The 26,182-nt window shown below is 40.9% G+C and carries 27 protein-coding genes; 15 read left to right on the forward strand and 12 right to left on the reverse strand.

Going from position 1 to position 26,182, the window contains the following annotated elements; all coding sequences use genetic code 11:
* The first annotated feature begins 46 nt into the window (after window positions 1-46).
* On the forward strand, window positions 47-250 hold the full coding sequence (locus tag QL989_RS00485; protein WP_008114218.1) for a YheV family putative zinc ribbon protein: 204 nt from the start codon (window positions 47-49) through the stop codon (window positions 248-250).
* Window positions 251-267: 17 nt separating this feature from the next.
* On the opposite strand, the gene QL989_RS00490 is transcribed toward QL989_RS00485, so the two are convergent.
* Window positions 268-483, reverse strand: a complete 216-nt coding sequence (locus QL989_RS00490; RefSeq protein WP_008465625.1) for a SlyX family protein — start codon at window positions 481-483, stop codon at window positions 268-270.
* On the reverse strand, window positions 470-1,468 hold the full coding sequence (locus QL989_RS00495; RefSeq protein ID WP_138608402.1) for a hypothetical protein: 999 nt from the start codon (window positions 1,466-1,468) through the stop codon (window positions 470-472). The genes QL989_RS00490 and QL989_RS00495 overlap by 14 nt, the downstream gene beginning before the upstream one ends.
* A 195-nt stretch (window positions 1,469-1,663) precedes the next feature.
* Between QL989_RS00495 and fkpA the strand changes: the two genes are divergently transcribed.
* Window positions 1,664-2,416: an FKBP-type peptidyl-prolyl cis-trans isomerase gene (gene fkpA, locus QL989_RS00500; protein WP_138608400.1), complete on the forward strand. Its 753-nt coding sequence runs from the start codon at window positions 1,664-1,666 to the stop codon at window positions 2,414-2,416.
* A 59-nt stretch (window positions 2,417-2,475) separates the two neighbouring features.
* On the opposite strand, the gene rsd is transcribed toward fkpA, so the two are convergent.
* Window positions 2,476-2,946, reverse strand: a complete 471-nt coding sequence (rsd, locus tag QL989_RS00505) for a sigma D regulator (RefSeq protein WP_138608398.1) — start codon at window positions 2,944-2,946, stop codon at window positions 2,476-2,478.
* Window positions 2,947-3,449: 503 nt separating this feature from the next.
* Between rsd and hemE the strand changes: the two genes are divergently transcribed.
* The gene (gene hemE / locus QL989_RS00510; RefSeq protein ID WP_008114207.1) at window positions 3,450-4,514 is read left to right on the forward strand and encodes a uroporphyrinogen decarboxylase; all 1,065 of its coding nucleotides are present in this window, start codon (window positions 3,450-3,452) and stop codon (window positions 4,512-4,514) included.
* A 69-nt stretch (window positions 4,515-4,583) separates the two neighbouring features.
* Here hemE and sthA read toward each other — a convergent pair whose 3' ends face one another.
* Together sthA and QL989_RS00520 are read right to left on the reverse strand one after the other, a co-directional pair.
* Entirely contained in the window at window positions 4,584-6,014 is a 1,431-nt protein-coding gene (gene sthA / locus QL989_RS00515) for a Si-specific NAD(P)(+) transhydrogenase (RefSeq protein WP_008114205.1), read from the reverse strand.
* Window positions 6,015-6,027: 13 nt separating this feature from the next.
* On the reverse strand, window positions 6,028-7,161 hold the full coding sequence (locus tag QL989_RS00520) for a fatty acid desaturase (protein ID WP_109875784.1): 1,134 nt from the start codon (window positions 7,159-7,161) through the stop codon (window positions 6,028-6,030).
* 130 nt (window positions 7,162-7,291) lie between these two features.
* Between QL989_RS00520 and fabR the strand changes: the two genes are divergently transcribed.
* The 6 genes from fabR to QL989_RS00550 all read left to right on the forward strand — a co-directional run bounded on the left by fabR (window position 7,292) and on the right by QL989_RS00550 (window position 13,721).
* Window positions 7,292-7,909 (forward strand): HTH-type transcriptional repressor FabR, encoded by a 618-nt coding sequence (gene fabR / locus QL989_RS00525; RefSeq protein WP_008114202.1) that lies wholly within the window; start codon window positions 7,292-7,294, stop codon window positions 7,907-7,909.
* Between the two features lie 396 nt (window positions 7,910-8,305).
* Window positions 8,306-9,859 carry a 2-isopropylmalate synthase gene (gene leuA, locus QL989_RS00530; protein WP_010392352.1) on the forward strand — a complete coding sequence of 518 codons (1,554 nt, stop codon included), beginning with the start codon at window positions 8,306-8,308 and terminating at the stop codon, window positions 9,857-9,859.
* Window positions 9,856-10,932, forward strand: coding sequence for a 3-isopropylmalate dehydrogenase (gene leuB / locus QL989_RS00535; RefSeq protein ID WP_290167374.1), 1,077 nt, complete (start codon window positions 9,856-9,858; stop codon window positions 10,930-10,932). Before leuA ends, leuB begins: the two co-directional genes overlap by 4 nt.
* A 56-nt stretch (window positions 10,933-10,988) precedes the next feature.
* Window positions 10,989-12,389 (forward strand): 3-isopropylmalate dehydratase large subunit, encoded by a 1,401-nt coding sequence (gene leuC / locus QL989_RS00540; RefSeq protein ID WP_138621521.1) that lies wholly within the window; start codon window positions 10,989-10,991, stop codon window positions 12,387-12,389.
* Entirely contained in the window at window positions 12,389-12,988 is a 600-nt protein-coding gene (gene leuD / locus QL989_RS00545; RefSeq protein ID WP_076919591.1) for a 3-isopropylmalate dehydratase small subunit, read from the forward strand. Before leuC ends, leuD begins: the two co-directional genes overlap by 1 nt.
* A 136-nt stretch (window positions 12,989-13,124) precedes the next feature.
* The gene (locus tag QL989_RS00550) at window positions 13,125-13,721 is read left to right on the forward strand and encodes a hypothetical protein (RefSeq protein ID WP_008114191.1); all 597 of its coding nucleotides are present in this window, start codon (window positions 13,125-13,127) and stop codon (window positions 13,719-13,721) included.
* 67 nt (window positions 13,722-13,788) lie between these two features.
* On the opposite strand, the gene QL989_RS00555 is transcribed toward QL989_RS00550, so the two are convergent.
* Window positions 13,789-14,169 (reverse strand): hypothetical protein, encoded by a 381-nt coding sequence (locus tag QL989_RS00555; protein ID WP_010392359.1) that lies wholly within the window; start codon window positions 14,167-14,169, stop codon window positions 13,789-13,791.
* Between the two features lie 95 nt (window positions 14,170-14,264).
* Between QL989_RS00555 and QL989_RS00560 the strand changes: the two genes are divergently transcribed.
* The gene (locus tag QL989_RS00560) at window positions 14,265-14,708 is read left to right on the forward strand and encodes a TerB family tellurite resistance protein (RefSeq protein WP_010392360.1); all 444 of its coding nucleotides are present in this window, start codon (window positions 14,265-14,267) and stop codon (window positions 14,706-14,708) included.
* A gap of 7 nt (window positions 14,709-14,715) precedes the next feature.
* On the opposite strand, the gene QL989_RS00565 is transcribed toward QL989_RS00560, so the two are convergent.
* The gene (locus tag QL989_RS00565; protein WP_138608382.1) at window positions 14,716-15,282 is read right to left on the reverse strand and encodes an NAD(P)H-dependent oxidoreductase; all 567 of its coding nucleotides are present in this window, start codon (window positions 15,280-15,282) and stop codon (window positions 14,716-14,718) included.
* Window positions 15,283-15,399: 117 nt separating this feature from the next.
* Between QL989_RS00565 and QL989_RS00570 the strand changes: the two genes are divergently transcribed.
* Window positions 15,400-16,296 carry a LysR family transcriptional regulator gene (locus QL989_RS00570; RefSeq protein WP_178956747.1) on the forward strand — a complete coding sequence of 299 codons (897 nt, stop codon included), beginning with the start codon at window positions 15,400-15,402 and terminating at the stop codon, window positions 16,294-16,296.
* A 5-nt stretch (window positions 16,297-16,301) separates the two neighbouring features.
* Here the strand turns inward: QL989_RS00570 and norR are convergent, their stop codons facing one another.
* On the reverse strand, window positions 16,302-17,867 hold the full coding sequence (norR, locus tag QL989_RS00575) for a nitric oxide reductase transcriptional regulator NorR (protein WP_290167501.1): 1,566 nt from the start codon (window positions 17,865-17,867) through the stop codon (window positions 16,302-16,304).
* A gap of 428 nt (window positions 17,868-18,295) precedes the next feature.
* Between norR and QL989_RS00580 the strand changes: the two genes are divergently transcribed.
* Together QL989_RS00580 and hmpA are read left to right on the forward strand one after the other, a co-directional pair.
* Window positions 18,296-19,528 (forward strand): NnrS family protein, encoded by a 1,233-nt coding sequence (locus QL989_RS00580; protein ID WP_138608376.1) that lies wholly within the window; start codon window positions 18,296-18,298, stop codon window positions 19,526-19,528.
* A gap of 20 nt (window positions 19,529-19,548) precedes the next feature.
* The gene (hmpA, locus tag QL989_RS00585; RefSeq protein WP_138608374.1) at window positions 19,549-20,730 is read left to right on the forward strand and encodes an NO-inducible flavohemoprotein; all 1,182 of its coding nucleotides are present in this window, start codon (window positions 19,549-19,551) and stop codon (window positions 20,728-20,730) included.
* A 7-nt stretch (window positions 20,731-20,737) separates the two neighbouring features.
* Here the strand turns inward: hmpA and QL989_RS00590 are convergent, their stop codons facing one another.
* Both QL989_RS00590 and QL989_RS00595 read right to left on the reverse strand, forming a co-directional pair.
* The gene (locus QL989_RS00590) at window positions 20,738-21,391 is read right to left on the reverse strand and encodes an endonuclease (protein WP_138608372.1); all 654 of its coding nucleotides are present in this window, start codon (window positions 21,389-21,391) and stop codon (window positions 20,738-20,740) included.
* A 91-nt stretch (window positions 21,392-21,482) separates the two neighbouring features.
* Window positions 21,483-22,190 carry a hypothetical protein gene (locus tag QL989_RS00595; protein ID WP_138608370.1) on the reverse strand — a complete coding sequence of 236 codons (708 nt, stop codon included), beginning with the start codon at window positions 22,188-22,190 and terminating at the stop codon, window positions 21,483-21,485.
* Window positions 22,191-22,436: 246 nt separating this feature from the next.
* Between QL989_RS00595 and QL989_RS00600 the strand changes: the two genes are divergently transcribed.
* Complete coding sequence (locus QL989_RS00600; protein ID WP_008114170.1) at window positions 22,437-22,817, forward strand: hypothetical protein; 381 nt, start codon at window positions 22,437-22,439, stop codon at window positions 22,815-22,817.
* A 1-nt stretch (window position 22,818) separates the two neighbouring features.
* Here the strand turns inward: QL989_RS00600 and QL989_RS00605 are convergent, their stop codons facing one another.
* Both QL989_RS00605 and QL989_RS00610 read right to left on the reverse strand, forming a co-directional pair.
* Window positions 22,819-23,262 carry a PaaI family thioesterase gene (locus tag QL989_RS00605; RefSeq protein WP_138608368.1) on the reverse strand — a complete coding sequence of 148 codons (444 nt, stop codon included), beginning with the start codon at window positions 23,260-23,262 and terminating at the stop codon, window positions 22,819-22,821.
* 150 nt (window positions 23,263-23,412) lie between these two features.
* Complete coding sequence (locus QL989_RS00610) at window positions 23,413-24,903, reverse strand: M12 family metallo-peptidase (protein WP_198522188.1); 1,491 nt, start codon at window positions 24,901-24,903, stop codon at window positions 23,413-23,415.
* Window positions 24,904-25,471: 568 nt separating this feature from the next.
* Between QL989_RS00610 and lexA the strand changes: the two genes are divergently transcribed.
* Complete coding sequence (lexA, locus tag QL989_RS00615) at window positions 25,472-26,089, forward strand: transcriptional repressor LexA (RefSeq protein WP_010392379.1); 618 nt, start codon at window positions 25,472-25,474, stop codon at window positions 26,087-26,089.
* Window positions 26,090-26,182: the final 93 nt, after the last annotated feature.

Raw genomic sequence — 26,182 nt, forward strand, 5'->3', positions numbered from 1 at the left:
AATATTGCGATAAAATAACGTCAGTCAAAATGGTAGGAAAAGCGAAGTGAAACATAAAAAACGATTTATTGCTGGAGCAACGTGTCCTGAGTGTAAAACCATGGATATGTTAATGCTTTACAAAGAGCACGACGTAGAAAAAGTTGAATGTATGCAGTGTGGCCATAAAATGGCTCAACCAGAGCAGGCTGTGCAGGCATCAACACGCCAATTTGAACAGATCATTGGCGTGTTTAATCCAGGCGATTAGTGCCTTGTTAGTGCTGCTTAATAATGCGGCGGCGGTGGCTCTGGCATATTCGACATCATAGGCTGCGATGACTGCGATTCTTTCAGTTTTTCAGCCAGCAACTCGGTTTGGCGCTTTATTTTTGCCAACTGTTGCTGGTGAACTTTTATTTCATCATTTAAAATTTCAATCGTTTCGTCTTGAAAAGCCACTTTAGCCTCAAGTTCCATTAACCGATGTTCAATTGTGTTCATTTGGTTCTCGTATAATAAAGCGCTCAGCGATTCCGCTTGAGCTTTCAGTTAACAATGATTTACCGTTATCTGTAAATGTCACATCAAGTACCACTGCTGATTTTGGCTTGCTGCCTTCTCGCGGGGTCACTTGCCATGTTTGAATTTTTTCACCACTATTTAGCTGCCATAAATCCACTCGTTTGTTCGGTGAACCGGTTGCTAACAAAGTGCCTTGGTCGTTAAAGCGCACCGCAGTAAAAATTTTCTGACGCGCAATATACTTTAGTTTACTAACAAGGTCACCTGTAGTCAGCTTCCATACATTTGCTTGTGCCATACTGTCGGCGGTAAAAGCATAACGCCCTTGAGGATCTAAAGCGACTCGGGTTACTCGGGTTGGGTGATTAAAGCGATGAATAACTTGTCCACTTTGGGTATCCCATAAGTAGGCCACATAATCGTTTGAGCCGCTCAATGCATAGCGCCCATTAGGTGATAGGTCTACGGTGTTTACTTTATCTTGGTGGCCTAAAAACTCGATGCGTCTGCCAGTGTTAAGGTTTATAAATACCACAACGCCATCGCTGCGCCCGTAAACAACACTGTTGCCTTGGTTACTAATGGCAATATCGCGGATGCTGGCTTTTTGTATTTTATAAAAGCCTTTATTTTTGCCTGTGGCAATATCCCAAACGGCGAAGGTGGTTTTTTCGGCGGTAACAGCCACGCTATTATCAAAAGCAATGGCTACAGCGTAAACAAGGCTGTCTTGCGCTTGTTGTTGAAACCATTGGTATTTAAGGGCTTGCTGTTGATTATCCCAAAGTGCGACCCCATGATTGATAGAAGACACTAAGCTGTATTGACCATCATGCGAGAGTGCGGATGAGAAAGCACCTTGTGCCGTGTGCTCAAAACTAGCCACTGCTTGTTGTTTTTCATCACTACATGCAATTGTTAATAAACAGCAGGTAGCAACTAAAAAAGTACGAAATAACGACATATTACAGGTATTTCCTCTTAACTCTTCGTGACTGAGAGGTTAGACTAGGTTGCGAAAAACGCCTAGGTTGTTTGTCTAATCACTGGATATGTTTTTAGTTTAGCTATTAAACAAGCAGCCTACCATGTAGGCCGTTAATCTTTAACTAGTAATATTACAATAAATGACAACTGCAAAGTGTGTCGGAGATTTAAAATGAGAAAGACGATTAAATTGTCATTGATTGCAGCGTCAGTTTTAGCGCTTACAGCTTGTAATCAAGAAGCAAAAAAAGAGCAAGCAGACGTTAAACTAGATACTGTAGCGCAACAACAAGCTTACGGTATTGGGGCATCTGTAGGTAACTTTTTAAATAAAGACCTAGCGGATAAAAAAGAAATTGGTATCGAATTAGATCAAGCATTATTAATGCGTGGTTTTGAAGATGCACTTGCCGGTAATGCTAAAATTGACGAAGAAAAAATTCGTGAAGTATTAACAGCATTAGATGAGTCAGTGCGCACTAAACAAGAAGAAAAAGCAAAGGTTGAGTCTGAAAAAAGCAAAGTTGAGGGTGAAAAATACCTAGCTGAGAATGCTAACAAAGAAGGCGTAATGGTTACTGAGTCTGGTTTACAGTACGAAGTATTGAGCCAAGGCGAAGGCGCTAAGCCAGTAGCGACTGACGTGGTTAAAGTACATTATAAAGGTACTCTTTTAGACGGTACTGAATTTGATAGCTCTTATTCACGTAACGAGCCAACAACTTTCCCACTAAACCGTGTTATTCCTGGTTGGACTGAAGGCTTACAGCTTATGCCTGTAGGTTCTAAGTACAAATTTACCATTCCTTCAGACCTTGCTTACGGTGACCGTGATTTAGGTAAAATTCCTGCTAATTCAACACTTATTTTTGAAGTTGAGTTATTAGAAATTCAAAATGATGCAGAAGCTGCCGCTGCAGAATAAGTATTTATATAAAACAAAAAAGGGACCTAGGTCCCTTTTTTATTGCACTGAATAACTGATTAATCTGCGTGATTAGAATATAAGTTATCAATTAACTCATCTTCAAGTGCAAAGCGCGCTTCCAGTGCTTCACCCATTACCGATAGGTCATTATCAAATCCTACTAATAAATCTTCAGCGTCTACTTCAGCGTATTTATCGTTAAAATCCAGAGCAATGTCTGTGGTATCTGAAATACGTGGGTATATAGTATTTGCCAGTTGTTGGCTTTCTAGGCCTTTCTTTTCGCAAGCTTTAGCAATATCGTCGTACACTTCAAAGTGCCCAGCCGATAGGTAATCCATCAATATTTGGCAAAAAGCTTGAATTTGAGACGGTTCAGGCAAAGACTGATCTTTTTTCTCGTAAGGTGAAAAGCCTGCAATTTTACAGTAAAGTACAATCAGTTCTTGGCGTTCGTTTAACCAATTGTCGATGACCGTATGGCTACCCCCCCACTTTTGTTGAGCTTTTTCTACACGCTTCAGCATAATTCTTCTCCTAAGCTGGGTTGGATTTTAAATTGGTAATAAAGTTTCTATTATCCAAGATATATTTAATTGGCGTGTATATCAACAAGTAAAATAGATGTAGTACCACAGAGGGTTTTGTTTACGGGTATAAGTTGTAAGTATTTATTGCAGGAAAGAAAAAACCACCAATTACGGTGGTTTAATTTCTTTACTAGACTTGTTTAAACAAGCATTCTTATTTTTATTAGAGATTTTTATTATTTTTATATTAACGATTATTGTTATTGTTATGTTAACGCGGAATAACAATATCAAGCTTTTATAAATGTTGCAAATAGTTTAATGAAAAGTTTTTACTATTAACGTTTGCTTGGTTGTTTTGTGTACAAAACGAAATGAAAACAAAAAATTACTTGATCTGGCGCTACTCTGTGGCGATTTAATCGCTTAGCGATAGAGGGGGGGCAAATATGGTGGTACAATCTTGCACAATTTCTAAAAGCCCTAGGACTCTATACGCTATGAGCGAATTAAAAAACGACCGTTATTTACGTGCCCTTGCCAAGCAACCTGTTGATGTCACGCCAGTATGGATGATGCGTCAAGCTGGACGTTATTTACCTGAATACCGTGCTACACGTGCACAAGCGGGCGATTTTATGAGCCTGTGTAGAAATGCTGAGTTAGCCTGTGAAGTAACATTACAGCCTCTGCGTCGTTACCCGTTAGATGCCGCTATTTTATTTAGTGATATTTTAACTATTCCAGATGCAATGGGATTAGGCTTGTACTTTGAAACAGGTGAAGGCCCTAAGTTTGAACGCCCAATTTCATCATTAGCCGATGTTAAAAAAATTCCTAAACTTGATCCTACCGATGAGCTTGGCTATGTAATGAATGCTGTAAGCACTATTCGTCGTGAGCTTAAAGGTGAAGTGCCATTAATTGGTTTCTCGGGTTCACCTTGGACACTTGCAACTTATATGGTTGAAGGCGGAAGCAGTAAGGTTTTTGGTAAAATCAAAAAAATGGCGTTTGCTGAGCCACAAACACTGCATTTACTACTTGATAAGCTAGCTGATTCAGTGATTGATTACTTAAACGCGCAAGTTAAAGCGGGTGCACAATCACTGATGATATTTGACTCATGGGGCGGTGTATTGAGCCCGCGTGACTACAATGAGTTTTCACTGCAGTATATGCATAAAATCGTTGATGGTTTAATTCGCGAAAATGATGGCCGTAAAGTACCGGTTACCTTGTTCACTAAAAATGGTGGCCAATGGATTGAGGCAATTGCAGCAACAGGTTGTGATGCAGTAGGCCTAGATTGGACTATTAATATTGGTGATGCAAAACGTCGTGTTGGCGATAAAGTGGCGCTACAAGGCAATATGGACCCTTCAATGCTACACGGCACGCCAGATCGTATTCGCCAAGAAGTGGGTACGATTTTAGAAGACTTTGGCACTGGCAATGGTCATGTATTTAACTTAGGGCATGGTATTACACCAGATGTTGACCCAGAAAATGCGGGTGTATTTATTAACGCTGTGCATGAGCTAAGTGCGCAATATCATAAGTAAGTTATGAACTAACAATAAAAAGCCCGCTAATTAGCGGGCTTTTTTGTGCAAACTATTTTACTTAAGCACTTATTTAAACAAGCGGTTTAAGCCATTTAATGCCGCAACTCGATAAGCTTCTGCCATTGTTGGGTAGTTAAACGTAGTATTTACAAAGTAGTCGATGGTATTGCCACCATTTTTTTGTTCCATTATAGCTTGGCCAATGTGAACAATCTCAGAGGCACGCTCACCAAAGCAATGCACCCCAAGTACTTCCTTGGTTTCTGTATGGAACAATATTTTTAAACTACCCACATCGGTACCTGCAATTTGTGCACGTGCTAAGTGTTTAAATTGCGCACGTCCCACTTCGTACGGTACTTTTGCGGCAGTTAATTGCTGCTCTGTTTTACCTACTGAACTCATTTCAGGAATAGTATAAATACCGGCTGGGATATCAATAATCAGCTTTTCATCGCAGTTACCACAAGCGATGGCATCTGCTGCAATTCGACCTTGGTCAAAGGCAGCACTAGCAAGGCTTGGGTAGCCAATAACATCGCCTACCGCATATACGTTGTCTATTTCTGTTTGGTAGGTTTCGTTTACTTTTACTTGTCCGCGGCTATCTGCTTTTAAGCCAATTGCTTCTAAATTCAATGTATCAGTATTACCAGTACGGCCATTGGCAAATAAAATACAGTCAGCCTTTACACGTTTACCCGATTTTAAATGCATAACAACACAGTCATCGCGGGTTTCAATGCGATCAAATTCTTCGTTATGACGAATAACAATGCCACTATTCCAAAAGTGATAGCTAAGCGCATCAGATATTTCAGCATCCATAAACGCAAGTAGGCGATCGCGAGTATTTACTAAATCAACCTTTGCACCTAGCCCTTTGAAGATAGATGCGTATTCACAACCAATTACACCCGCGCCGTATATAAGTACGCGATGCGGGTCGTGTTCAAGGCCTAAAATTGTGTCACTTTCATAAATACGCGAATGGGTGAAATCAACACCTGGTGGGCGATAAGGTCGTGAGCCGGTAGCAATAACAATAGTTTGTGCAGTTAGGCGTTCAGTTGAACCGTCATTACGTCTAATTTCAATAGTGTGCTTATCAACAAAGCTAGCATCGCCTTGAAACATATGAATGCGATTACGATCGTAAAAGCTGCTGCGTAAGTTTGATTGCTTTGAAATTACCGAACTGGCATGGCGCAAAATATCAGGAAAAGTAAGTCTTACTGGGCGCTCGCCTACGTTAAACAAAGGGTTTGCTTTGTATTCAATGTAGCGACTAACCGAATGACGAAGTGCCTTTGAAGGAATGGTTCCCCAGTGAACACAACCACCACCAACAGCAGTTTGGCGTTCAATAACCGCTACTTTTTTGTTACTTTTAGAGAGGTTCATAGCGGTCCCTTCACCGCCAGGACCCGTGCCAATAATGATTGCATCATATTGGTAGCTCACGGGTACTTTTTTCTTTTCTGGTTGTTTGGCCACAGCCACTCCTATTTTAACTAAAAGAGGCTTTTAATAACCTCGCATTAAGTGCTAGCCATGCCTGTTTTTGTGTTTCCCAGGCGGCTTCAAGCTCGTGATATTGTGCCATTAATGCCGACTTTTCACACTGCTTTGCCATATTATTTTTTTTAGCTTCCAACACTTGTTTTTGTAATGAGCAATAATTTTGCAGCTTTTTAAGCAACAAATCGTACTCTTGTTGTAATAATGTAAGCTTATCTTGCGCTAAAGGCAATTTTGCAAGGCGACCTTGTGTTTTGCTCATTAAGGTTTCTGCTTTAGCTTTTTCAATGCGCTCAACCGGTGTACGCTTTAATTTACTCGCTAAACCAATGGCAGCGAGTGAGCGGATCATCCATTTTGTTGGGTCGTAATGAAACCATTTAATGCCATTGCGGTAATCGCTGGCAAAAATATGATGGAAGTTATGATAACCCTCACCGTAGGTAAATAGTGCTAAAAAGCCATTGTCTCTCGCGGTATTTTTTTCAGTGTAAGGACGTGAACCCCAAATGTGTGCTACTGAGTTAATAAAAAAGGTAAAGTGCTGACTCAGCACTAAACGCAATAAGCCAGCTAACAGTAACATGCCCCATACATCACCAAGCATTAAGCCGAGTATTAGCGGTAAACCAACATTCATGGCAATTACCAATTTTAAGTAATGCTTGTGCTGCCACATAACAATTTTATTTCGCTGTAAATCACGACAGTTACTGTAATCATCGTAGCTGTCGCCTTGGTAGTCACGTAGCATCCAACCAATGTGGCTATACCAAAAGCCATTTGTGGCGGCATAAGGGTCTTTAACTGGGTCATCAACCTGACCATGGTGAATTCGATGATCGCTACTCCAATGCAATGCACTGTTTTGTAGCGCAAAGGCACCACCAAGGGCAAAAATAAATTCAACCACAGGGTGAGCGTTGTAAGTTTTGTGCGCCCATAAACGATGGTAGCCCGCGGTGATCGATAATCCCGCAAAAAACATGCAAGCTACAAAAGCAACCCACTGCGTGCCTGTAAAGCCATAGTTAAACCCATACCAAGGTACAAGTGTAATAGCAGCCAAAAACGTCAGGCTAAAGAAAAGGACGTTGGTCCATATAATCGGTGGTTTTTTCATGTTTCTCATTTCTCAGCGTACAACTGTACGCTAAAATAATATTTCAATCTGCTGCCGTCAAGTATTAGACTGTACTATTAGCTATTTTTTTAATTAAAAATTTATTACAAATTCACTCAGGGAGCTGTTGATGTCGGGTGTTAGAGCACAACAGAAACAAAAAACACGACAAGCATTAATTGAAGCTGCATTTAATCAACTTAGTGCTGATCATAGCTTTTCTAATTTAAGCTTGCGTGAAGTAGCACGCGAAGCTGGTATTGCGCCTACCTCTTTTTATCGTCACTTTAAAGATATGAACGAGTTGGGCTTAACCATGGTTGATGAAGCGGGTTTAACCCTACGCCAGCTGATGCGCCAAGCACGCAGACGAATAGCCAGTGGTGGCAGTGTCATCAACACCTCTGTGGTTACTTTTATGGAGTTTATTGATAACTCAAGCAATCAGTTTAGACTTTTGCTGCGTGAACGCTCAGGTACCTCAAAAGCATTTAGAGCAGCAGTGGCACGTGAAGTGAAACACTTTATTTTAGAACTCGCACATTATTTAGAAAGTGAAACCCCCTGCGATGCTATTCATGCGTATATTCAGGCAGAAGCCATGGTTACTTTGGTATTTAATGCAGGCGCTGAAGCGCTCGATATTGAAGGTCAGCAACGCGATGAACTGATTGAGCGAGTTATATGGCAGTTACGTTATATTACGCGCGGCGCGTCAAATTACGTACGTGCTGAAAATAAAGAATAAATATTAAAAAAGTTAAAATAAGCGCTGTATTTTACAGCGCTTATTAATTTAAACCTGCTATAGGTTTAAGTTGGATATTTTATTCTTCTATCCAATTTTGTTTGAATTTTAAATCCTCAGAAAGTCCCCTTTAATTATTTTTTTGGTATTTTTATGCTTGCGCCAACTGCGTTGCAATGATAAAAATAAGCCTCATTGGACACACACACAAGAAAACAGATGCAAACTATTCGCTTAATTACACTAAACCTAAACCTCTTACTGCTGTGGCAAGTGAGCGGGGATTAGTGTGTTTGCATTGAGCTAAACATTAAAAACCCCGCAACCGCGGGGTTTTTTTTATCTCGCTGCAGGGATAAATCGAAATTTGGGTAATACAGGAATTGAGGGGCAGTTATGCAACAGCAAGATAAAGTATGGATTTTTGATACCACCTTACGTGATGGTGAGCAGGCACTAAAAGCAAGCCTAACAGAAGACGATAAAGTTCAACTGGCGCATACCATTAGCCGCTTAAATGTGGATGTAATGGAAGTGGGGTTTCCGGTGTCGAGCCCAGCTGACTTTCGCTCAGTGCAACGTATTGCCACCGAGGTGAAAGGCCCTATTATTTGTGGCTTAGCTCGCTCGGTTGCAAAAGATATCGAGGCCTGTGGCGATGCGCTGCGCGCTGCACAGCAAAGCCGTATTCATACTTTTATTGCCACCAGCCCGCTTCATCTTGAACACAAGTTGCGTATGAGCCTTGATGATGCCACTGCAATGGCTGTTAAATCTATTAAATTAGCGCGTAACTATACCGATGATGTTGAGTTTTCGTGTGAAGATGCTGGGCGTACACCGCATTGGGATTTATGCAAAATTGTTGAGCAAGCAATTAACGCCGGTGCATCAACAATTAATTTGCCAGATACAGTCGGTTTTGTAACGCCAGATGAATACGCAGCAATGATCCGTCATTTAATGAATAACGTGCCAAATATAGATAAAGCGCGTTTAAGTGTGCATTGCCACAACGATTTAGGTTTAGCCGTTGCTAACTCGGTTGCTGCAGTACAAGCTGGTGCACGTCAAATCGAATGCACCATTAATGGTATTGGTGAGCGTGCGGGGAACTGCTCACTTGAAGAAGTGGCAATGATCATGAAAATGCGTAAAGACCACTTAAACGTATATACCGACATAAAAAGCGAAGAAATTTATCGCGCTTCTCGCCAGGTAGCCAAAATTTGTAATATGCCGGTACAGCCAAATAAAGCGATTGTTGGCGAAAATGCCTTTGCTCACAGCTCAGGTATTCATCAAGACGGTGTATTAAAAGCGCAAAACACTTATGAAATTATGTCACCAGAAAGTGTTGGTGTACCAAGTAATCAATTAAACATGACCTCACGCTCAGGCCGTCATGTTATAGAGCACCGCTTAGAAGAATTAGGCTATCAAAAATCAGATTACGACATGGATAGCTTATACCAAAGTTTCGTTGCGCTGGCTGATCAAAAAGGCACAGTATACGACTACGACCTAGAGGCCATGATTTACTTTAATCAAATTAACGACAAAGATGAAAAGTACCAGTTAGAGTTTGTTAACTCTGCGTCTAATTCACAATCGGTGGCCAGCTCAACCATAGGCTTGCTGATTGATGGCGAAGCAAAACAAGAAGCCGCAACAGGTAATGGTCCAGTTGAAGCTTCGTTTGCTGCTATTGAGCGCTTAACAGGTATGAGTGTTGAAATGATTGAATACAATTTAGAGGCCACCGGCCAAGGCGCCAGCTCATTAGGGCAAGTGAATATTATTGCTAAATATGATGGTCGTCCCTATCACGGTGCTGGTATTGCGGCCGATGTGGTCGAAGCCTCAGTACGGGCTATGGTTCGGGTTTATAACTTAATTTATCGAGCACAAAAAGTGTCTGATTTAAAACAACAAAGGAAAGCAGGATGAGTAAAACACATTACAGCGTTGCCGTATTAGCAGGCGACGGTATTGGCCCAGAAGTTATGGCAGCTGCAGAGCAAGTACTTGACGCAGTCAGTGATAAATTTGGTTTTACTCTGAACCGTGAGCATCACGCGATTGGCGGCGCAGCCATTGATGAATTTGGCAAAGCACTTCCTGATACAACTTTAAAAGCCTGTGAAAACGCCGATGCTATTTTATTTGGCTCCGTGGGTGGCCCTAAGTGGGAGCATTTACCACCGAATGATCAACCAGAGCGCGCGTCATTGTTACCACTACGAAAGCACTTTGGTTTGTTTTGTAACTTACGTCCTGCTCAATTGTTACCCGCATTAAGCGCAGCATCACCACTTCGTGCTGATATTAGTGAAAAAGGCTTTGATATTTTGTGTGTGCGTGAGCTAACCGGCGGTATTTATTTTGGTGAAAAAGGTCGCAGTGGCGAAGGTGCTGAAGAAGTGGCATTTGACACCCAAACATACTCGCGTAAAGAAATTGAGCGTATTGCACGTTTTGCTTTTGAGGCCGCTAAATTGCGCAGCAATCATGTAACCTCGGTTGATAAAGCCAATGTTTTAGCATCAAGTGTACTTTGGCGTGAAGTAGTCACTGAAGTGAGTAAAGAGTTTCCTGAGGTGAGCTTAGATTATATTTATGTAGATAATGCAGCGATGCAGCTAGTTAAACAGCCTAGCCAGTTTGATGTATTACTGTGCGATAACTTATTTGGCGACATTTTATCGGACGAATGCGCGATGATCACCGGCTCAATGGGGCTATTACCTTCGGCTAGCTTAAATCAATCAGGCTTTGGCTTGTATGAACCCGCGGGTGGCTCAGCGCCCGATATCGCCGGAAAAGGGGTCGCTAACCCTATTGCACAAATTTTAAGTGCCGCATTAATGTTACGTTATTCATTAGGACAAGATGAAGCGGCTCGCACCATTGAAAAAGCAGTTGCAGAGGCGGTTGAAGCGGGTGTGGGGACGCCTGATATTTATCCGCAGGGCGGCTATACCACCACCGATGTTGCAGCGGCTATCGTTTCACGCATTTAATTATTAAAGCCATAGCACCGTTAGGCTGTGGCTCAATCAGATCAGGGAGTTAGCAAGTGGCTCAAACTTTATACAATAAAATTTGGCAAGCACACACGGTTGCCAGCATCAACGAGCAAACCGATTTACTTTATATTGACCGTCATTTAGTACACGAAGTGACGTCGCCACAAGCATTTGCAGGTTTACGTGAAAAAAATCGTAAAGTGCGCTGTCCAGAAAAAACCATTGCGACCATGGATCATAATGTTTCAACTAAAAGCCGTTCATTAGATGCAGCCAGCGAAGTCTCTAAAAATCAACTAATGGCACTGGATGCAAACTGTAAAGAATTTGGTATTTTGCTGTACGACCTAAATTCAGTAAATCAAGGTATAGTACATGTGATTGGCCCAGAGCAAGGGATCACTTTGCCAGGCACCACCATAGTATGCGGCGATAGTCATACCTCAACCCACGGCGCGTTTGGAGCGCTTGCCCATGGTATTGGAACCTCAGAAGTTGAGCACGTATTAGCTACGCAAACGCTACAGCAAAAAAAGGCTAAGTCGTTAAAAATTCAAATTAACGGTGTGTTACGCCCAACAGTAACTGCTAAAGATTTAATTATGGCGGTTATAGGTAAACTAGGCACTGCTGGTGGTACGGGTTATGTGGCTGAATTTTGTGGCGAAGGCATAGAGGCGCTTTCGATGGAAGCGCGCATGACGTTGTGTAACATGAGTATTGAAATGGGTGCCAAGGCAGGTTTAATTGCCCCAGATAAAATCACTTACGAGTACTTAAAAGGACGTCCATTTGCACCAAAAGGCGCTGATTTTGACGCCGCTGTTGCCTACTGGGAAACCTTAAAAACTGATGATGGCGCAACCTTTGACTTAGAGGTAGAGCTAGATGCTGCTAATATTCAACCACAAATCACCTGGGGGACTAACCCAGAGCAAGTGATTGGCGTTGACGAATGTATTCCAGATCCAGACAAAGAAACTGATTTAATTAAAGCTGATGCCATTCGTAGTGCACTTAAATACATGGGTTTAAAAGCGGGCGATAAGTTATCAACTGCCAAAGTAGACACAGTATTTATTGGCTCATGCACCAACAGCCGCATTGAAGATTTACGCGCCGCTGCAAAAATTGTTGAAGGCAAGCAAGTGGTTGCAGGTATTGAAGCATTAATTGTTCCTGGCTCAGGTTTGGTTAAACAACAAGCAGAAGACGAAGGCCTTGCCGACATATTTAAAGCTGCAGGATTTGAATGGCGTGAGCCGGGTTGTTCTATGTGTTTAGCAATGAATGACGATCGCTTAGGTGCAGGTAAGCGCTGTGCATCTACATCTAACCGTAACTTTGAAGGACGCCAAGGTCGAGGTGGGCGTACACACTTAGTGAGTCCTGCAATGGCGGCAGCGGCAGCAATACATGGCCACTTTGTTGATATTAGAGGAGAAGCCTAATGAGCATTTATTTTAGTGGCTTAATGGCCCCACTTGATAAAAACAATGTCGATACCGACCAAATTATTCCAAAGCAGTTTTTAACTTCAACCAGCCGTGATGGATTTGATGCTGCGCTATTTTACGATTGGCGTTATTTAGATAATGGCGAGCCAAACCCTGAATTTATTTTAAATCGTCCTTGTTACCAAGGTGCGCAAATATTATTAACGCGCGATAATTTTGGCTGTGGTTCATCACGTGAACACGCCCCATGGGCGCTTAAACAATACGGTTTTGAAGTGATTTTGGCTGAAAGTTTTGCTGATATTTTCTTTAATAACTGTGGCAATAACCAAATGCTTGCCATTGCACTGCCAGCGCAAATATTAGAAGACTTATTTGTGTTAAGTGAGCAGCATGACGATATTCACATTGATGTGGATTTAGAAAACCAGCAATTGCGCAGCAATAAATTTGCGCCAATCAGCTTTGATATTCGCAAAGACGTGAAAGAGCGTTTATTAAGTGGCTTAGACTTTATTGGTGTAACCGAGACCTTAAATCCGCAAATTGATGCGTTTGAAGCAAAACTTGCCGCTGAGCGTCCTTGGCAATAGTGGCTTAAAAGTTTTTAAATAATGAAACGCGGCATAAGCCGCGTTTTTTATTGCTGTCAGATGCTGTTCATCGTGATTACTGTCTTTGTGTTTGTTTAAACGCTAAGCTAATTTTTTACATGTTTAGGGATACATTATGAAATTATTAACAGCTGCAGCACTAATGCTTGCATCAACCGCTGCAATAGCACGCCCAGCGCCTTTAGTATCAATTCCAAGCCATGATGGCTTTTTTGATAATATTGCTGCCCATTGTGGTAAAGCTTTTGAAGGTAAAGTAACGGTTGATAATGCCACAGGGCCGAGTTCATTTGCCGATAAAAAATTAGTTATGCATGTGCGTAAGTGTAATGAACGTGAGCTACAAGTGCCGTTTCATGTGGGTGATGACGCCTCACGTACGTGGATCATCACAAAAACAGGCAGTGGGTTGAGCTTAAAGCACGATCACCGCCATAAAGATGGTACTGATGATGTATCAACTATGTATGGTGGTCATACTTTGGATGCGGGTTTTGCTAACATGCAGTCATTCCCTGCTGATCAGTATTCAAAAGAGTTATTTGTTAGCCAAGGCATACCACAATCGGTTGGCAATACATGGCAAATGTATATTTACCCTGAAAAGTTCACTTACCGACTCATTCGCCAAGGTCGCGAATTCCGCGTTGACTTTGATTTAACTAAGCCTATCACACCACCGGCTGCACCATGGGGATATGGTGTTAACTAATCTTTTTTTATATTAAAACCACTGGCTGTTTTAACGCTCAGTGGTTTTATGGAAGCATAACGAGGTGTTATTTCTTTGAGGTTTTTTCTGCAGGCATTTCACACTGCACAAATACACTCAGTGGTGGCTGATAAGCGCGTGGTTTAGTTGGAAAGCGCTCATACTCTTGCACGCCTTCAGTTACCTTTAACATGAAAGGGTTATCGCGACATAAACGGTTTGCGTGGCGCAATAAAAACACACTTTGGTTTCTAAAATGTGGGTAGTCATCAGACTGTATTTCTAAGTGGTAATTGTTAGTGTCTATTTGCGTTTGCTTGTAATGCACCTTTTCATCAAAGTCATAGAGTCGCTGCATTTCAGTTTGTTCTGCCGACACATTCGAACACGCTGTTAAAAATACCCAGCTAATACTTCCATATATATAATGATTTGCTTTTCTGCTCATAAACCTTTAACTCCATCTTGATTTTGGGTAGTGTGATCAGCATATCTATTACACCCGTTATGATATAAGTCTAACACCCAAAAAGGGGAAATGTGATGTTCAAGCAAATTAAACAGCTTTTTTCGAGTATTGATCAGCAAGATTATGATATTGAACAACATGATTTAAAAACAGCGGTTGCCGCGTTATTAATTGAGGTAATGCGAGCGGATAATGATTTACAGGCAGATGAGCAACAAACGCTAAGTCTGACATTAAAAAAGTATTTTGATTTAACTGATGAAGCAGTAGATGAGTTAACCGAACAAGCAAGTTCGAGCTTAGATGACGCCATTGATTATTTTCAATTTTCAAAGCAAATTAATAATCAATGTAGTGCACAGCAGCGCATTGAAATAGTTGAACTACTCTGGCGATTAGCATACTCAGATGGTGAACTTGATCCACAAGAAGAATACGTTATTCGTCGTGTTGCAAACCTATTGTATGTTACCCATGAAGACTTTATTGCTGCAAAGCTTGCAGCAACAAAGTTATAGCCGCTGCTTATTTTAGCTTACTCGCTACGCTAACTAACTGCTGTGCAAGGCCGGCCACTTTTTCAGCGGTAGCGGGGTCGTTAATACGGCCATTTTCGTCTAATAAAGTATGAATAGCCGGTACTGCCAGTTGGTTAGCTAATACTAAGCTGCCAATGCCAGATAAAATATCACGCACGTGATTCAACCCACGTAAGCCGCCAAGTCCACCCGGTGATGCTGCATATAAAGCGGTTACTTTATTTGCAAATGCAGGCTCTGCACCTTGTTCGGTGCGCGACGCCCAATCAATGGCATTTTTTAACACTGCGGTGATAGAACCATTATATTCTGGGCTGGCCAGTAAAATACCATCTGCTGTGCGCAGCTTGTCTTTTAATTGTTGTACGCCGGCCGGTGTGCCTTGTGCTTCTAAATCTTCATCAAACATAGGTATGGCTAAGTCTGCGAGTTTGATCACTTCCACTTCAGCGCCACTTTCTAGTGCAAAACGAGCTGCTTCATTAATAAGTTTTTGATTAAAGCTGTCTTTACGTAAGCTACCTGCTAGGGCAATAATTTTTGGTGTAGTCATGAGCTGATCCTAATGTTGATTGTGTACAGCAGTGACTTTAACAAATAATTGCTTGCAGAAAAGCCAAATAAACGCAAAACTTGTGTGCGTATATGCACAATTTAAAAAGTGGTTACTATGGCAATTCAATTTGATGATTGGCAAGATCTTAAGGTTGCTTATGAGGTGGCGCGTTTAGGCACTTTAACTGCAGCTGCCGAAGCACTAGATATTCATCACAGTACGGTGCTCAGGCGAATAAATAACTTAGAGAAAAGCTTAGATGCGCGATTATTCCACCGACATGCTCGTGGCTACAAAGTCACAGAGATTGGCGCTAAGTTATTTACCACAGCACAAGCAATTAATGGTGAGCTAGAACGCTTACACAGTGACATAATTGCAGCAGATAGTACCTTACAAGGTAGCTTGTTACTTACCACTGTGAGTGGTTTTATAGATGTATTAAGTGAGGTATGTGAGCAGTTTCAGACCTTGCATCCGCAAGTGCAATTACAAGTGATTATGGATCAAAAGCGTTTGCGCTTAGACCATGGCCAAGCACATATCGCTGTAAGAGCAGGGCCCAGGCCGGATGAAGGTGATTATATTGCTCAGCATTTAGCGGCACTCTCGTCAGGATTTTATGCTTCAAAACATTACATAAATCGTTATGGCTTGCCACAAACGTTAGCACAACTCTCGGTGCATAATTTTGTATCAGGAGTCGCGGGTTATAATGGCAAAGTGCCTTATTTTGCGTGGGTTGATGAAAATATTCCCTCGTCGCAAGTTAAACTTAGAGTATCAGAAACCTCAGAGGCTACTCGCGCCATCGTTAAGGGGCTAGGGATTGGCGGATTACAACATGATGTTGCAGCGCAATACTCTGATTTAGTGCCTGTATTACCTAACGAACTAAGTTGGCCTACTGACTTATGGTTAGTGACGCACCATTTAGTGCATCGTACTGCGAAAGTGCAAGCGTTTAGTCAGTTATTAAAAACCTATTTTAAGCAGCGTAAATTAAGTTAAAAAAGCTACAACGACTTTTTTATAGAAATACCCAAGCGCTTGGCTAGCCGCGTTAAGTTAGCGCGGTCGACCTGTAAACTTCGCGCTGTGCTTGCCCAGTTATAATTATGTTGTTTAAGTTGCTGTATAATAAGCTGCTGAGTGTAAGTATCGGTGGCTTGTTTTAACGAAGTGTTGTTTGTTAAAGGTGTGGTTGCAAGCTGGTTTGAGTGTTCAAGATCTAAGGTGTTAATAGCGTTTAAATTTAGCTCGCAATGCTCTGGCTCAATAGTAATAATTGGCTGCTGCCATTGATGCTGTTTAGCTTTTAATGCGGCGCGATTAATAACATGTTCCAGCTCTCTTACATTGCCAGGCCAGTCATATTTTTTTAGCAGTAATTGCGTTTCAATGCTGAGTTTTAGCTGTTTAATCGCAAGCTTGCGAGCTGTTTTTTCCAAAAAATAACCGGCTAATAAAATAACATCTTCATCACGGGCTTTTAAAGGCGCTACGCTTAACGGGTACACACTTAGGCGATGATATAAGTCGGCGCGAAATCGCCCCTGTTCTACTTCGTGTTTCAAGTCACGGTTAGTGGCTGCAATCACTCTAACATCAACATATTTAAGTTCGTCTTCACCAACGGTTTGTACTTCGCCACTTTGCAGTACCCGTAATAATTTACTTTGCATTGCCAGTGGTAGCTCGCCTATTTCATCCAAAAATAAGGTACCGCCATCGGCTAATTGAAACTTACCTTGGCGAGCATTTTGTGCCCCCGTAAAGGCGCCTTTTGCATGGCCAAAAAATTCACTTTCGGCGAGGTTTTCAGGCAGTGATGCACAATTTAAATGGATCAATGGCTGATCTTTGCGTGCTGAATGCAAGTGAATATTACGCGCCACCAACTCTTTGCCGACCCCAGTATCACCTAAAATTAATACACTAAAATTAGAGGCTGCAACCAGCTTTATTTCGTTTTTAAGGGTTTGTATTACTGGGCTTTGGCCAATAATTTCACCACCATCACGCTTGAGCGCCTCACGGTTTAACTCTTGTACTAATTCACTTGAGTGCTGGGCATGTTGTTTGTAATGGGCAAGCTCTAGGGCTGTTTTAAAGTGCGCACTGCACAAGGTTTGTAAGGTATTAAGCGTATCAGCGGTAATGCCGTCAAACGCATCAGCGTTTAGGCTATCAAAGGTCAAAATACCAAGCAGCGAATCTTTATCATAAAGCGGTAACCCTAAGCAGGCATGCACTGGAATATCACCCGTTTTAGCTAGTAGTAAGCCGTCATATGGGTCTGGGAGCGGGCAGTCATGTGCAAATTGCAGTGCCAAGCGGTGATTACAAATAGCATCAAGGCGAGGATGCTCTGCAATGTTAAAGCGCCTGCCTAAGCTATCAGGCATTAAACCTTTAATCGCTAAAGGCTTTAATTGCTCGCCTTGGCGAATTAACAAAGCGCTAGCATCACTTGGAATAACACGTTCAACTGTGGCTAAGAGCTGCTCAAAACTGTGGGCATGTAAGGTGCTTTGTGCAAGCTCCAAGGCAACTTGAGTCAGGTTGAATTGCTGGTTCATGTCAAAATGACCTGTTAGTGTATTTAATTGGTTTTTATAGTAGGTCATAAAGACTCTTTTTGTAAAGTGAAATTAAATAATGCATTGAATTTAAAGTGTTTATTTAATTGGCATGGTCTGTGTAATAACAAAATAACGAAAGCAGTTATTGGGGTTGTTATGAGCAGTATTTTTTTAGGACAGGTTAATTATTCAGTGAAGTCTAATTCTCTGTATTACCGTTTGCTATCTCATGCAAATAAGATGCTATGTATTAGCGTATTTGGGGTGTTGATTACGTTGTTAATAAGTTATCCCTATGCAGGCTACTTTTCGATACCGGTACAAATTTTTGCACACATTAGCACGATTGTCCTCGCGGCGATTGTCAAAGTGAGTTACGTACTGCGCTGTGTGGCGCAGCATGGACTGGGGCAGGAGGTGCGCTAATGAAGCCCATAAACTTAGCCGAACCTATGCCAGCGCAGGTCGCATTTCATCAGGTATCACAATGGTCATTATGGATGTTGGCATTTAGACCCTTTTTTTTAGCTGGTGGATCACTAGCGTGTTTATCTGTGGGTTATTGGTTACTTATTTTAAGTGGCGATGCACAGTGGTATTTAGTTATGCCTGCTAATTTGTGGCATGCACATGAAATGTTATTTGGTTTTGCGGGCGTGGTTGTGGCTGGCTTTTTACTTACTGCAGCACAAACATGGACCGGTGTTGCAAGTATTAACGGTAAACCATTGATGTGGCTTAGCCTAATATGGCTTAGTGCACGGCTTAGTTTTTTTGTAGTTGTGCCTAGCATTGATCAGTTTAATGTTTATGCGGTACTGATTTTACAAGTTGTTTGGTGGCTCTCGGTAATCATAGTGTTAGCCAGCATGTTGATAAAAGCGAGCAGTAAACGCAACTACTTGTTTTTATTTATTCTTTCATTTTTATGTACGCTCAATATGTTGTATTTAATACTAGTGCTAAAAAACCAAACGCAGCTAGCGCTGGCGATGGTTGATACCGCAGTACTGGTTATAAGTTTGTTGGTGGGGGTTGTAGCTGGGCGTGTATTACCCTTTTTTACTGCCAAAGGGCTGGGCTTATCTAAGCAGGTACGCACACCAAACATAGATAAAGCTATTTTATACTTATCGGTATTGGCGATAGCATTATTTTTTATTAGTAAATTATTTTTCACTGTAATTAACCCGGCACTAGTTGTGATGAGTGCAGCGTTTTTGCATTTAGTTCGCGGTGTTTGCTGGTGGAACAAGCAAGTCCTAAAAGTCCCATTATTATGGTCGTTACACTTTGCGTATTTAGCTTTAGGTATAGGTTTAATGTTAGTGGCAATCAGTTTTTATAGCAGTGCAATACTGTTTAAAGACGCTCTGCATTTTATCACTATTGGTGGTATCGGCATGATGATTTTAGCCATGATGACACGGGTATCACTAGGACATACCGGTCGCTCACTTAGTATTCCTGGTTTTATGAATCTTGCATTTGTATTGGTGTTTAGTGCCGCAATTATTCGTGCTTTTCTCCCGTCTTTTATTGGGCCACACCTAGCTTGGCAGATCAGTGCTGTGCTTTGGTTACTGGCCTTTTTATTATTTTTAATTCACTGCACTCCTATATTAACGCGGCGTCGTGTTGATGGGCGTCGTGGTTAGTTCACCCATAGGAAACCAAAATGTTATCTGAAAAAACTATTGAGATTGTAAAAAGTACAGCTCCATTACTTGCAGAAGCGGGCACAGCCGTCACCGATCATTTTTATAAGCGCATGTTTAGCCATAACCCGGAACTTAAACATATTTTTAATATGACTAACCAAGAAACGGGTCGTCAGCAATTTGCATTATTTAATGCCTTGGCTGCGTATGCGCAAAATATTGATAATTTAGCCGTGTTAAAAGAGGCATTAGCTAGAATTAACCATAAGCATACCAGCTTGAATATTTTACCCGAACACTACCCTATTGTAGGGGCGCATTTGATCGGCACACTTAAAGAGCTTATTCCTGATCAGTTTACAGCTGATGTTGAATACGCATGGCGAGAAGCTTATAACCTACTGGCTGATATTTGTATTACCGAAGAAGCAGCGTTGTATACACACAGTAAAAATAATCATGGTGGCTGGGTAGGTACACGGAAGTTTGAAATTACTCATAAACATGTTGAGTCTGAATTTGTAACCAGCTTTATCCTCACACCTTTAGACGGCAAAGCTGTTATTTCCCACAAGCCAGGACAATATCTTGGCATTAAAGTTAAGCCTGAGGGGGCAGAATATGAAGAGATCCGCCAGTATTCTATTTCGCAAAAGAGCAATGCTAAAAACTATCGTATTAGCGTTAAAAAAGAGTGCCAACCACAGCCTGGCGTGGTGTCTAACTATTTACACTCACTAGAGCAGGGCGCACGAGTAGAGCTATACCCACCAGCAGGTGATTTCTTTTTGAAAGATGCAACAAGCCCCGTTGTGCTTATTTCTGCAGGTGTTGGCCAAACCCCAATGATGGCTATGCTGCAAACGCTATTGAGCGACAATACTAATCAAGCGATTAGTTACTTACACGCGTGTGAAAATAGCTTGGAGTATTCATTTAAAGACTACCTAGCTCAGCAAACGGCTATGCATCCACAACTAAAAACCTTAACCTGGTTTAATCAAGGTGGTGGGGGATGTGATTACACAGGTCTTATGGATTTATCTGTGCTTGAAGCATCACTGCCTATTAGCGAAGGGGCATTTTATTTGTGTGGACCAGCTTCATTTATGGCTTATGTAAAAGGCCAACTACTTGACTTAGGTGTACAGAGCTCGAATATTCATTACGAAATATTTGGACCACACCAAGCATTATAAACATAAGTTACAGCTTTTTACTGTCGGTTTTTGCGGCATAAGCTTGTTGTTGCCACGCATTAAACAGCTTTTGTTGTTGATTTGATATTTTTAAACCATAAGTTTTTTGCATGTAAGCGTATGCATCGGCAATACGTTTACGTGCATAAACCGGAGGCTCTATAACGCGTTGTTTAAAATTAACCTTAACCTCACAGCGACCATATTGATTAGCATTTTGGGCTAACATGCCAAAGCGATAGTTTGAACGATCAGCGTTAATTTCACCGATTGCGGGAGCTAAATTGTTAATATCAGCTTCCATCATGCGAAACTTTGCACTTACTTTACGGCAATTTTTACGTCCACCATCTTGCCAGCATTGTAACTGATGACCGAACTCCCAAGCGGGTACAATATGTTCCCATTCTATTCGCAGAGCGCGTTGGTTCACGTTACCTGAACGGGTAAATGTGTTGCGTGGCACATAACCACAATGGGTTGCATCGGGTACTAACTTTTTGCCTTTACGTTTTATGTCGCAACCACAATAGATACTTTTTGCATTGGTTGGTAAGGTTTTAATTAAGTGTTTTTTAGCACTGGAAAAACGAGTAAATTGCTCAGCATTAATAGTAAAGCTGATAACGCAAAGCAATAACGCAAAAATAAAATGCGGCATATCCTATCACTTTAGTGAACTACAGGAGCCGCGATTTTAAAGAGAATAACCTAAATGGTAAATCAGTTTTCTGTACAACCTGCTTAAAAACTCAGGATAGCTTACGTTTTCTTGTTCTTAATCGGATGTTTTGCAGTAATAAAATAAAACCAGTAAAACTAAAAAACACACTGCTGGCAGCAAAGCTAATGAGTAACGGGTTGTTAAAATCCTCGCGCTCATCGTAATCCATAATGTGTAGCATCCAAAAGAAGTCAAACACTCGCCAAATATCACTGCGAACAGTAATCACTTTACCTGTGTCTGATGACAAATAGAGGGTGGTGTTAAATGTATCGTTAAATTTCACTTGCCATATATTTGTTTTATAACCGCTTTCTCGTGGGCCTGTAGCTAATAAAGCAGCGCTTACTCGTTGAGCATTAATAAGTAAGTGTGCGTGTGCATTAGCAATAATTTGCTGTCTATTAGGTGCTTTAAATGGTTGCCCAGTAATGCCATTAAAACTTTGTTGGCTACCGGCACTGGTTACAGTTATAAGTGGGGTGGATAAAAAATGCGTAAAGATTATTTTAGTCGGGTTGGTTACTTGGGATACGATATCATCAATTGATGCGATGTAATCATGGCTTTTAAAGGGATTGGTTAGGGTGCGTGTTGCTAGGTGCTTACCATGTACTTTTTCAAGCGGAATAGCGCTCATAATTAAACCGCCAAGCAACCAAGCTAAAATTTGTAGCCCTAATAAGTAGCCCAACCATTTATGAAGTCTACGTGTTGGTTTAAATATTTTTTTCATAGGTGTTTATCTTATTACTTTTAATAAACATTTTACGCGAATGATAGGCAGGGTGAGTGCGACAAAATGTCGCACTAGTGCATTCAAATTGAGTTTCAGCACAATAGTGCTAATAGTAAGCTGCAATAACACCCTAAAATAAGAGTATTAACTGATAAAGTGTCTATTTATAGGGTGTTGATTTGGTATAACGGTAAAACTGCGTTAAAGTTTGCAAGGTAACCATTAGAGGATAAATACGAAACAATGTCGGAAATTCAATTTTTAAATGTAGATCTCGAGCTTGAGTCAAAGCAAGATATTAGCGTATTAGTTGCTGATTTAAAAAAGGTCGCAACCATTTTACATTATGATAAAGACGAATACCGCCAACTGGCACGCATCGAAGTAGCTGGTGAAATAACCACACCTGATAAAGCAATTAATCACTTATGTGAGCTAATTGAGTCGTGTTCACGCAATGCATTAAAGCAATGGTTAAGTTGTTCTCGTAGAACGTTTGATATGGGATTTGAGTCGGGTACGTCGCCAAAATGCTTTAATCAGGCCCTACATGCAGATACCTTGTTACGCATATCTGCAATTGGCGCAGGCATAGAAGTTACTATTTACCCTCTGGAAAAGTAATTTAACCTTTTCGTTCGACTACGGCTGCGGTCATTCTTGATACGCAGCAAAGCTCATTGCGGCTATTGGTTATTTTAATATCCCAAACCGAGCTGCGTTTACCTATATGATAAGCTTTTGCGGTAGCCGTTAATGTGCCGTTGCGTGACGCTTTTAAGTGACTGGCGCTGATCTCTTGCCCAACACAATAAAATCGACTGAAATCAACTACAAAGTTAGCGGCATAACTTGCTACGGTTTCAGCAAGGACCACATTGGCACCACCATGCACTATACCCATAGGGTTATGATGCTCTGGAATTGCCGGCATAGTGGCGACTAAGTAGTCATCTCCAATTTCACTGATTTCAATTCCCATGGTCTTCATGAGCGTGCCTTGGCCAGTGATCCCTTGATCTAATTGCTTACAAAACTCTAATGTAATTGGTTGATGCCAAATGCTCATACTCGCTCCTAAAAGAATGTTTAAAAATATAAAATTGAGCTCATATTAAGGTGAAATTTAAATCTTGTCGTGAGTGATAGCAAATAAAATTTTTTTAGCTTAATTTAAGCAGGTCGCCATACTACGACGCCTGCTTATGTAGCTTGCTTATTATTGGTAACTAGCAACCAGTTCTACATTATTATAAGCATCAAAGCCTTTGAGCATGACAGAGTAATTTCCACTGCGAGTATCACTGCAGCTCTCACTATTGCCATTTCTATATGGGCGACAATCAAAATTATTTGTGGATGCCGTTTCGTTAAATTTTACATATATATCAGCATCACCACTACCACCTGATGTTCTAAAAGTAACTTGTGTTGCTTCACTTGGTACTGCAAATGTAAATAATTTTTCGCTATTCTTTGCGCCATTAACCATAATTGCTTGATTATTTTGGAGCACATTGTCACCAGGAATTGGGGGGGTTGAAGATCTAAAGTTTGCAATAATAGGGTTAGTTAAGTTTAACACTCTGGCATTGTCATGTTCTGCCGAAGTCCCCATTACATCTCCATTGTATGATTTATTAGGGTTCGACCAGTAATTAATACGTGTACAATTACCTGGACAATTATATGCCATCACTGAGCGCCATTGCGATTGAGGTTGCTGGTAACCATGTCCAAATGAATAAGGAGTTGTTGAAGGATCGTTTTCTGGATTATGGCGAGCGCCTTGTAAGTGCCCAATCTCATGACCAAAGGAATAGTAGCCTGTCGCACAATCATAATCGACCATAGCAAAAGCGCTTTGAGCATTAGCACCAATGGCTTTGGCCTGGCCACAGTAACCATTGACATCATTTACTAATATAACTACATCTGCACCGAATTGATCGCGTAATGTATGTGCTTCATCCATATAACCATCGTTCTTAGCTGCTAAACGATTTAAATCAGTACCTGAGTTTGCAGCTTCAGTATAATTAATTTGGCTCATGTGGGCTATGCTAACAACTGCGTTGACGCCTGAGTTTTGATAACCTTGGTTGGTTTCAACAATCGCAAGATCAATTAAGCTATTTATATCCCCTGATTTTTGAGCTGCTGCTGGGGTATATAAAACTAATAAACTAATATTACTTTGCGTTTCGTTAGCCATTACCGATTGAGTGTTTTGAGCTGTTAAAATTTGTTCACTCATAAACTCCAAGTTATTAGACTGTTTATATTCGGGAGCATGTTCAGCTGGCTGCTTTTGGGGATCTAATTCAATGAAATTATGACCAGAGTGCTTATTTGGTTGTAATTTATATATCTGTTCACCTACTTTTACAGTACCCGAAATGCCTTTTGCAGATTTAATAAGTGTTATTTCGTCATCTTCTAAACTTTTACCAATCCAAATTAAGCTTCCCGTTGCTGACAAACTTGTTGAACTTTTTATAAATTCAATGTCGTTACCTTTAACAGGTAAAAGAAAGGTATTTGTGCTATTTGTGAGCTCAAAAAGAGGCTGGCCAAACTGTAATTGATTACTTGTTTGTGTGGCCACGCTTTGTGACTCATTAATATATTGCACTTCAAAAAGCGGAACTTGAGCTTGTGTATAGCCGCTGAATAGGAGCCCAATGAATAAAGGTGAGTATTTTTTCATTTCATAGTCCTTTTATATTTGTTTTGTCCACATAAAGTGTACACGCTAATATTTTTATTTCAATTAATTAACATTACCACTCATTAAAATTAACCATCGTTGTAAATTTTAAGATACATTTTTTATTTTTACTGTTGATGGGTTGCTTTAGGGTCTGTTGACCTTTGCGGATTAAAATTTGTTTAAACTAGGAGCGGTTTAATCGCGGCGCGAAGTTTGTAACCTAGTGGGCTAAGTCAAAACCGAGCAACAAAGAGTAAATCGCCCCTAGGCAGAACTCGAAGGGCAGCGCCTGTTTGGCATTGATGCTACGTTACCGTCTATTTATGTGGAATAACCACATCACATAGGCGCTGCCTTGCCTAAATACCAAAGAGACTGCTGCAAATTCAACCTTGAAAGGTCAACAGACCCTAATCACAAAAATAATTTTAAGTAGTTAAGAGCGTGTTATATTCTTAGTGCGATAAGCTAATTATTATCAGTGGAGCTAACTTAATTTATATTTGCGATTTTAAAATAACTGTATATACTCACAGTTAATTGTACTGTATGGAAAACCAGTTGTATGCGACCATTAACGAAACGCCAAGCGCAAATACTCGAACTTATCAAAGTGTTTATTAAAGACACTGGTATGCCTCCTACACGTGCCGAGATTGCACAAACACTGGGTTTTAAAAGTGCAAATGCTGCAGAAGAACATTTAAAAGCACTGGCTAAAAAAGGTGTGATTAAAATGAAGCCGGGCGCGAGTCGGGGTATTCAGCTTGTTGAAGAAGAAGAGCCAGAGCAACTGGGCTTACCTTTAATTGGTCGAGTTGCTGCGGGTGAGCCAATATTGGCGCAACAGCATGTAGAAAGCCACTGTAAAATTGACCCTTTAATGTTTAAACCTGCGGCCGATTTTTTACTGCGTGTTAACGGCATGAGTATGAAAGATATTGGCATTATGGATGGCGACTTACTCGCTGTACATAAAACTCAAGTAGCTGAAAATGGTCAGGTTGTTGTTGCTCGAGTGGATGATGATGTTACGGTTAAACGTCTAGAAAAAGCCGGCAGAAAAGTATTACTGCATGCTGAAAATGACGAGTTTTCAGCTATTGAAGTAGACTTGGAAAATGAATCTTTCAATATTGAAGGTTTAGCGGTGGGTGTTATTCGTAACGCTGATTGGATGTGATAGTTAAGCATAACCTAGCGCTTAATATTGATTAGGCGCTGTTTTTACATGCATTATTTTTGTACGATATTGCTTGTGAATCGCTTTTTGTTA

This window comes from Pseudoalteromonas sp. APC 3224 (assembly GCF_030407535.1).
GTDB lineage: Bacteria > Pseudomonadota > Gammaproteobacteria > Enterobacterales > Alteromonadaceae > Pseudoalteromonas.

Bases quoted from the DNA above. Each gene is read 5' to 3' on its own strand.
- leuA (WP_010392352.1), top strand. From the start codon at position 8,306: ATGCAACAGCAAGATAAAGTATGGATTTTTGATACCACCTTACGTGAT.
- QL989_RS00565 (WP_138608382.1), bottom strand. From the start codon at position 15,282: ATGACTACACCAAAAATTATTGCCCTAGCAGGTAGCTTACGTAAAGAC.
- QL989_RS00560 (WP_010392360.1), top strand. From the start codon at position 14,265: ATGTTCAAGCAAATTAAACAGCTTTTTTCGAGTATTGATCAGCAAGAT.
- QL989_RS00550 (WP_008114191.1), top strand. From the start codon at position 13,125: ATGAAATTATTAACAGCTGCAGCACTAATGCTTGCATCAACCGCTGCA.
- QL989_RS00495 (WP_138608402.1), bottom strand. From the start codon at position 1,468: ATGTCGTTATTTCGTACTTTTTTAGTTGCTACCTGCTGTTTATTAACA.
- hemE (WP_008114207.1), top strand. From the start codon at position 3,450: ATGAGCGAATTAAAAAACGACCGTTATTTACGTGCCCTTGCCAAGCAA.
- QL989_RS00605 (WP_138608368.1), bottom strand. From the start codon at position 23,262: ATGAGCATTTGGCATCAACCAATTACATTAGAGTTTTGTAAGCAATTA.
- norR (WP_290167501.1), bottom strand. From the start codon at position 17,867: ATGAACCAGCAATTCAACCTGACTCAAGTTGCCTTGGAGCTTGCACAA.
- QL989_RS00590 (WP_138608372.1), bottom strand. From the start codon at position 21,391: ATGCCGCATTTTATTTTTGCGTTATTGCTTTGCGTTATCAGCTTTACT.
- QL989_RS00490 (WP_008465625.1), bottom strand. From the start codon at position 483: ATGAACACAATTGAACATCGGTTAATGGAACTTGAGGCTAAAGTGGCT.
- fkpA (WP_138608400.1), top strand. From the start codon at position 1,664: ATGAGAAAGACGATTAAATTGTCATTGATTGCAGCGTCAGTTTTAGCG.
- QL989_RS00595 (WP_138608370.1), bottom strand. From the start codon at position 22,190: ATGAAAAAAATATTTAAACCAACACGTAGACTTCATAAATGGTTGGGC.
- QL989_RS00600 (WP_008114170.1), top strand. From the start codon at position 22,437: ATGTCGGAAATTCAATTTTTAAATGTAGATCTCGAGCTTGAGTCAAAG.
- QL989_RS00610 (WP_198522188.1), bottom strand. From the start codon at position 24,903: ATGAAAAAATACTCACCTTTATTCATTGGGCTCCTATTCAGCGGCTAT.
- fabR (WP_008114202.1), top strand. From the start codon at position 7,292: ATGTCGGGTGTTAGAGCACAACAGAAACAAAAAACACGACAAGCATTA.
- lexA (WP_010392379.1), top strand. From the start codon at position 25,472: ATGCGACCATTAACGAAACGCCAAGCGCAAATACTCGAACTTATCAAA.
- QL989_RS00555 (WP_010392359.1), bottom strand. From the start codon at position 14,169: ATGAGCAGAAAAGCAAATCATTATATATATGGAAGTATTAGCTGGGTA.
- QL989_RS00520 (WP_109875784.1), bottom strand. From the start codon at position 7,161: ATGAAAAAACCACCGATTATATGGACCAACGTCCTTTTCTTTAGCCTG.
- hmpA (WP_138608374.1), top strand. From the start codon at position 19,549: ATGTTATCTGAAAAAACTATTGAGATTGTAAAAAGTACAGCTCCATTA.
- rsd (WP_138608398.1), bottom strand. From the start codon at position 2,946: ATGCTGAAGCGTGTAGAAAAAGCTCAACAAAAGTGGGGGGGTAGCCAT.
- leuB (WP_290167374.1), top strand. From the start codon at position 9,856: ATGAGTAAAACACATTACAGCGTTGCCGTATTAGCAGGCGACGGTATT.
- leuD (WP_076919591.1), top strand. From the start codon at position 12,389: ATGAGCATTTATTTTAGTGGCTTAATGGCCCCACTTGATAAAAACAAT.
- QL989_RS00570 (WP_178956747.1), top strand. From the start codon at position 15,400: ATGGCAATTCAATTTGATGATTGGCAAGATCTTAAGGTTGCTTATGAG.
- QL989_RS00580 (WP_138608376.1), top strand. From the start codon at position 18,296: ATGAAGCCCATAAACTTAGCCGAACCTATGCCAGCGCAGGTCGCATTT.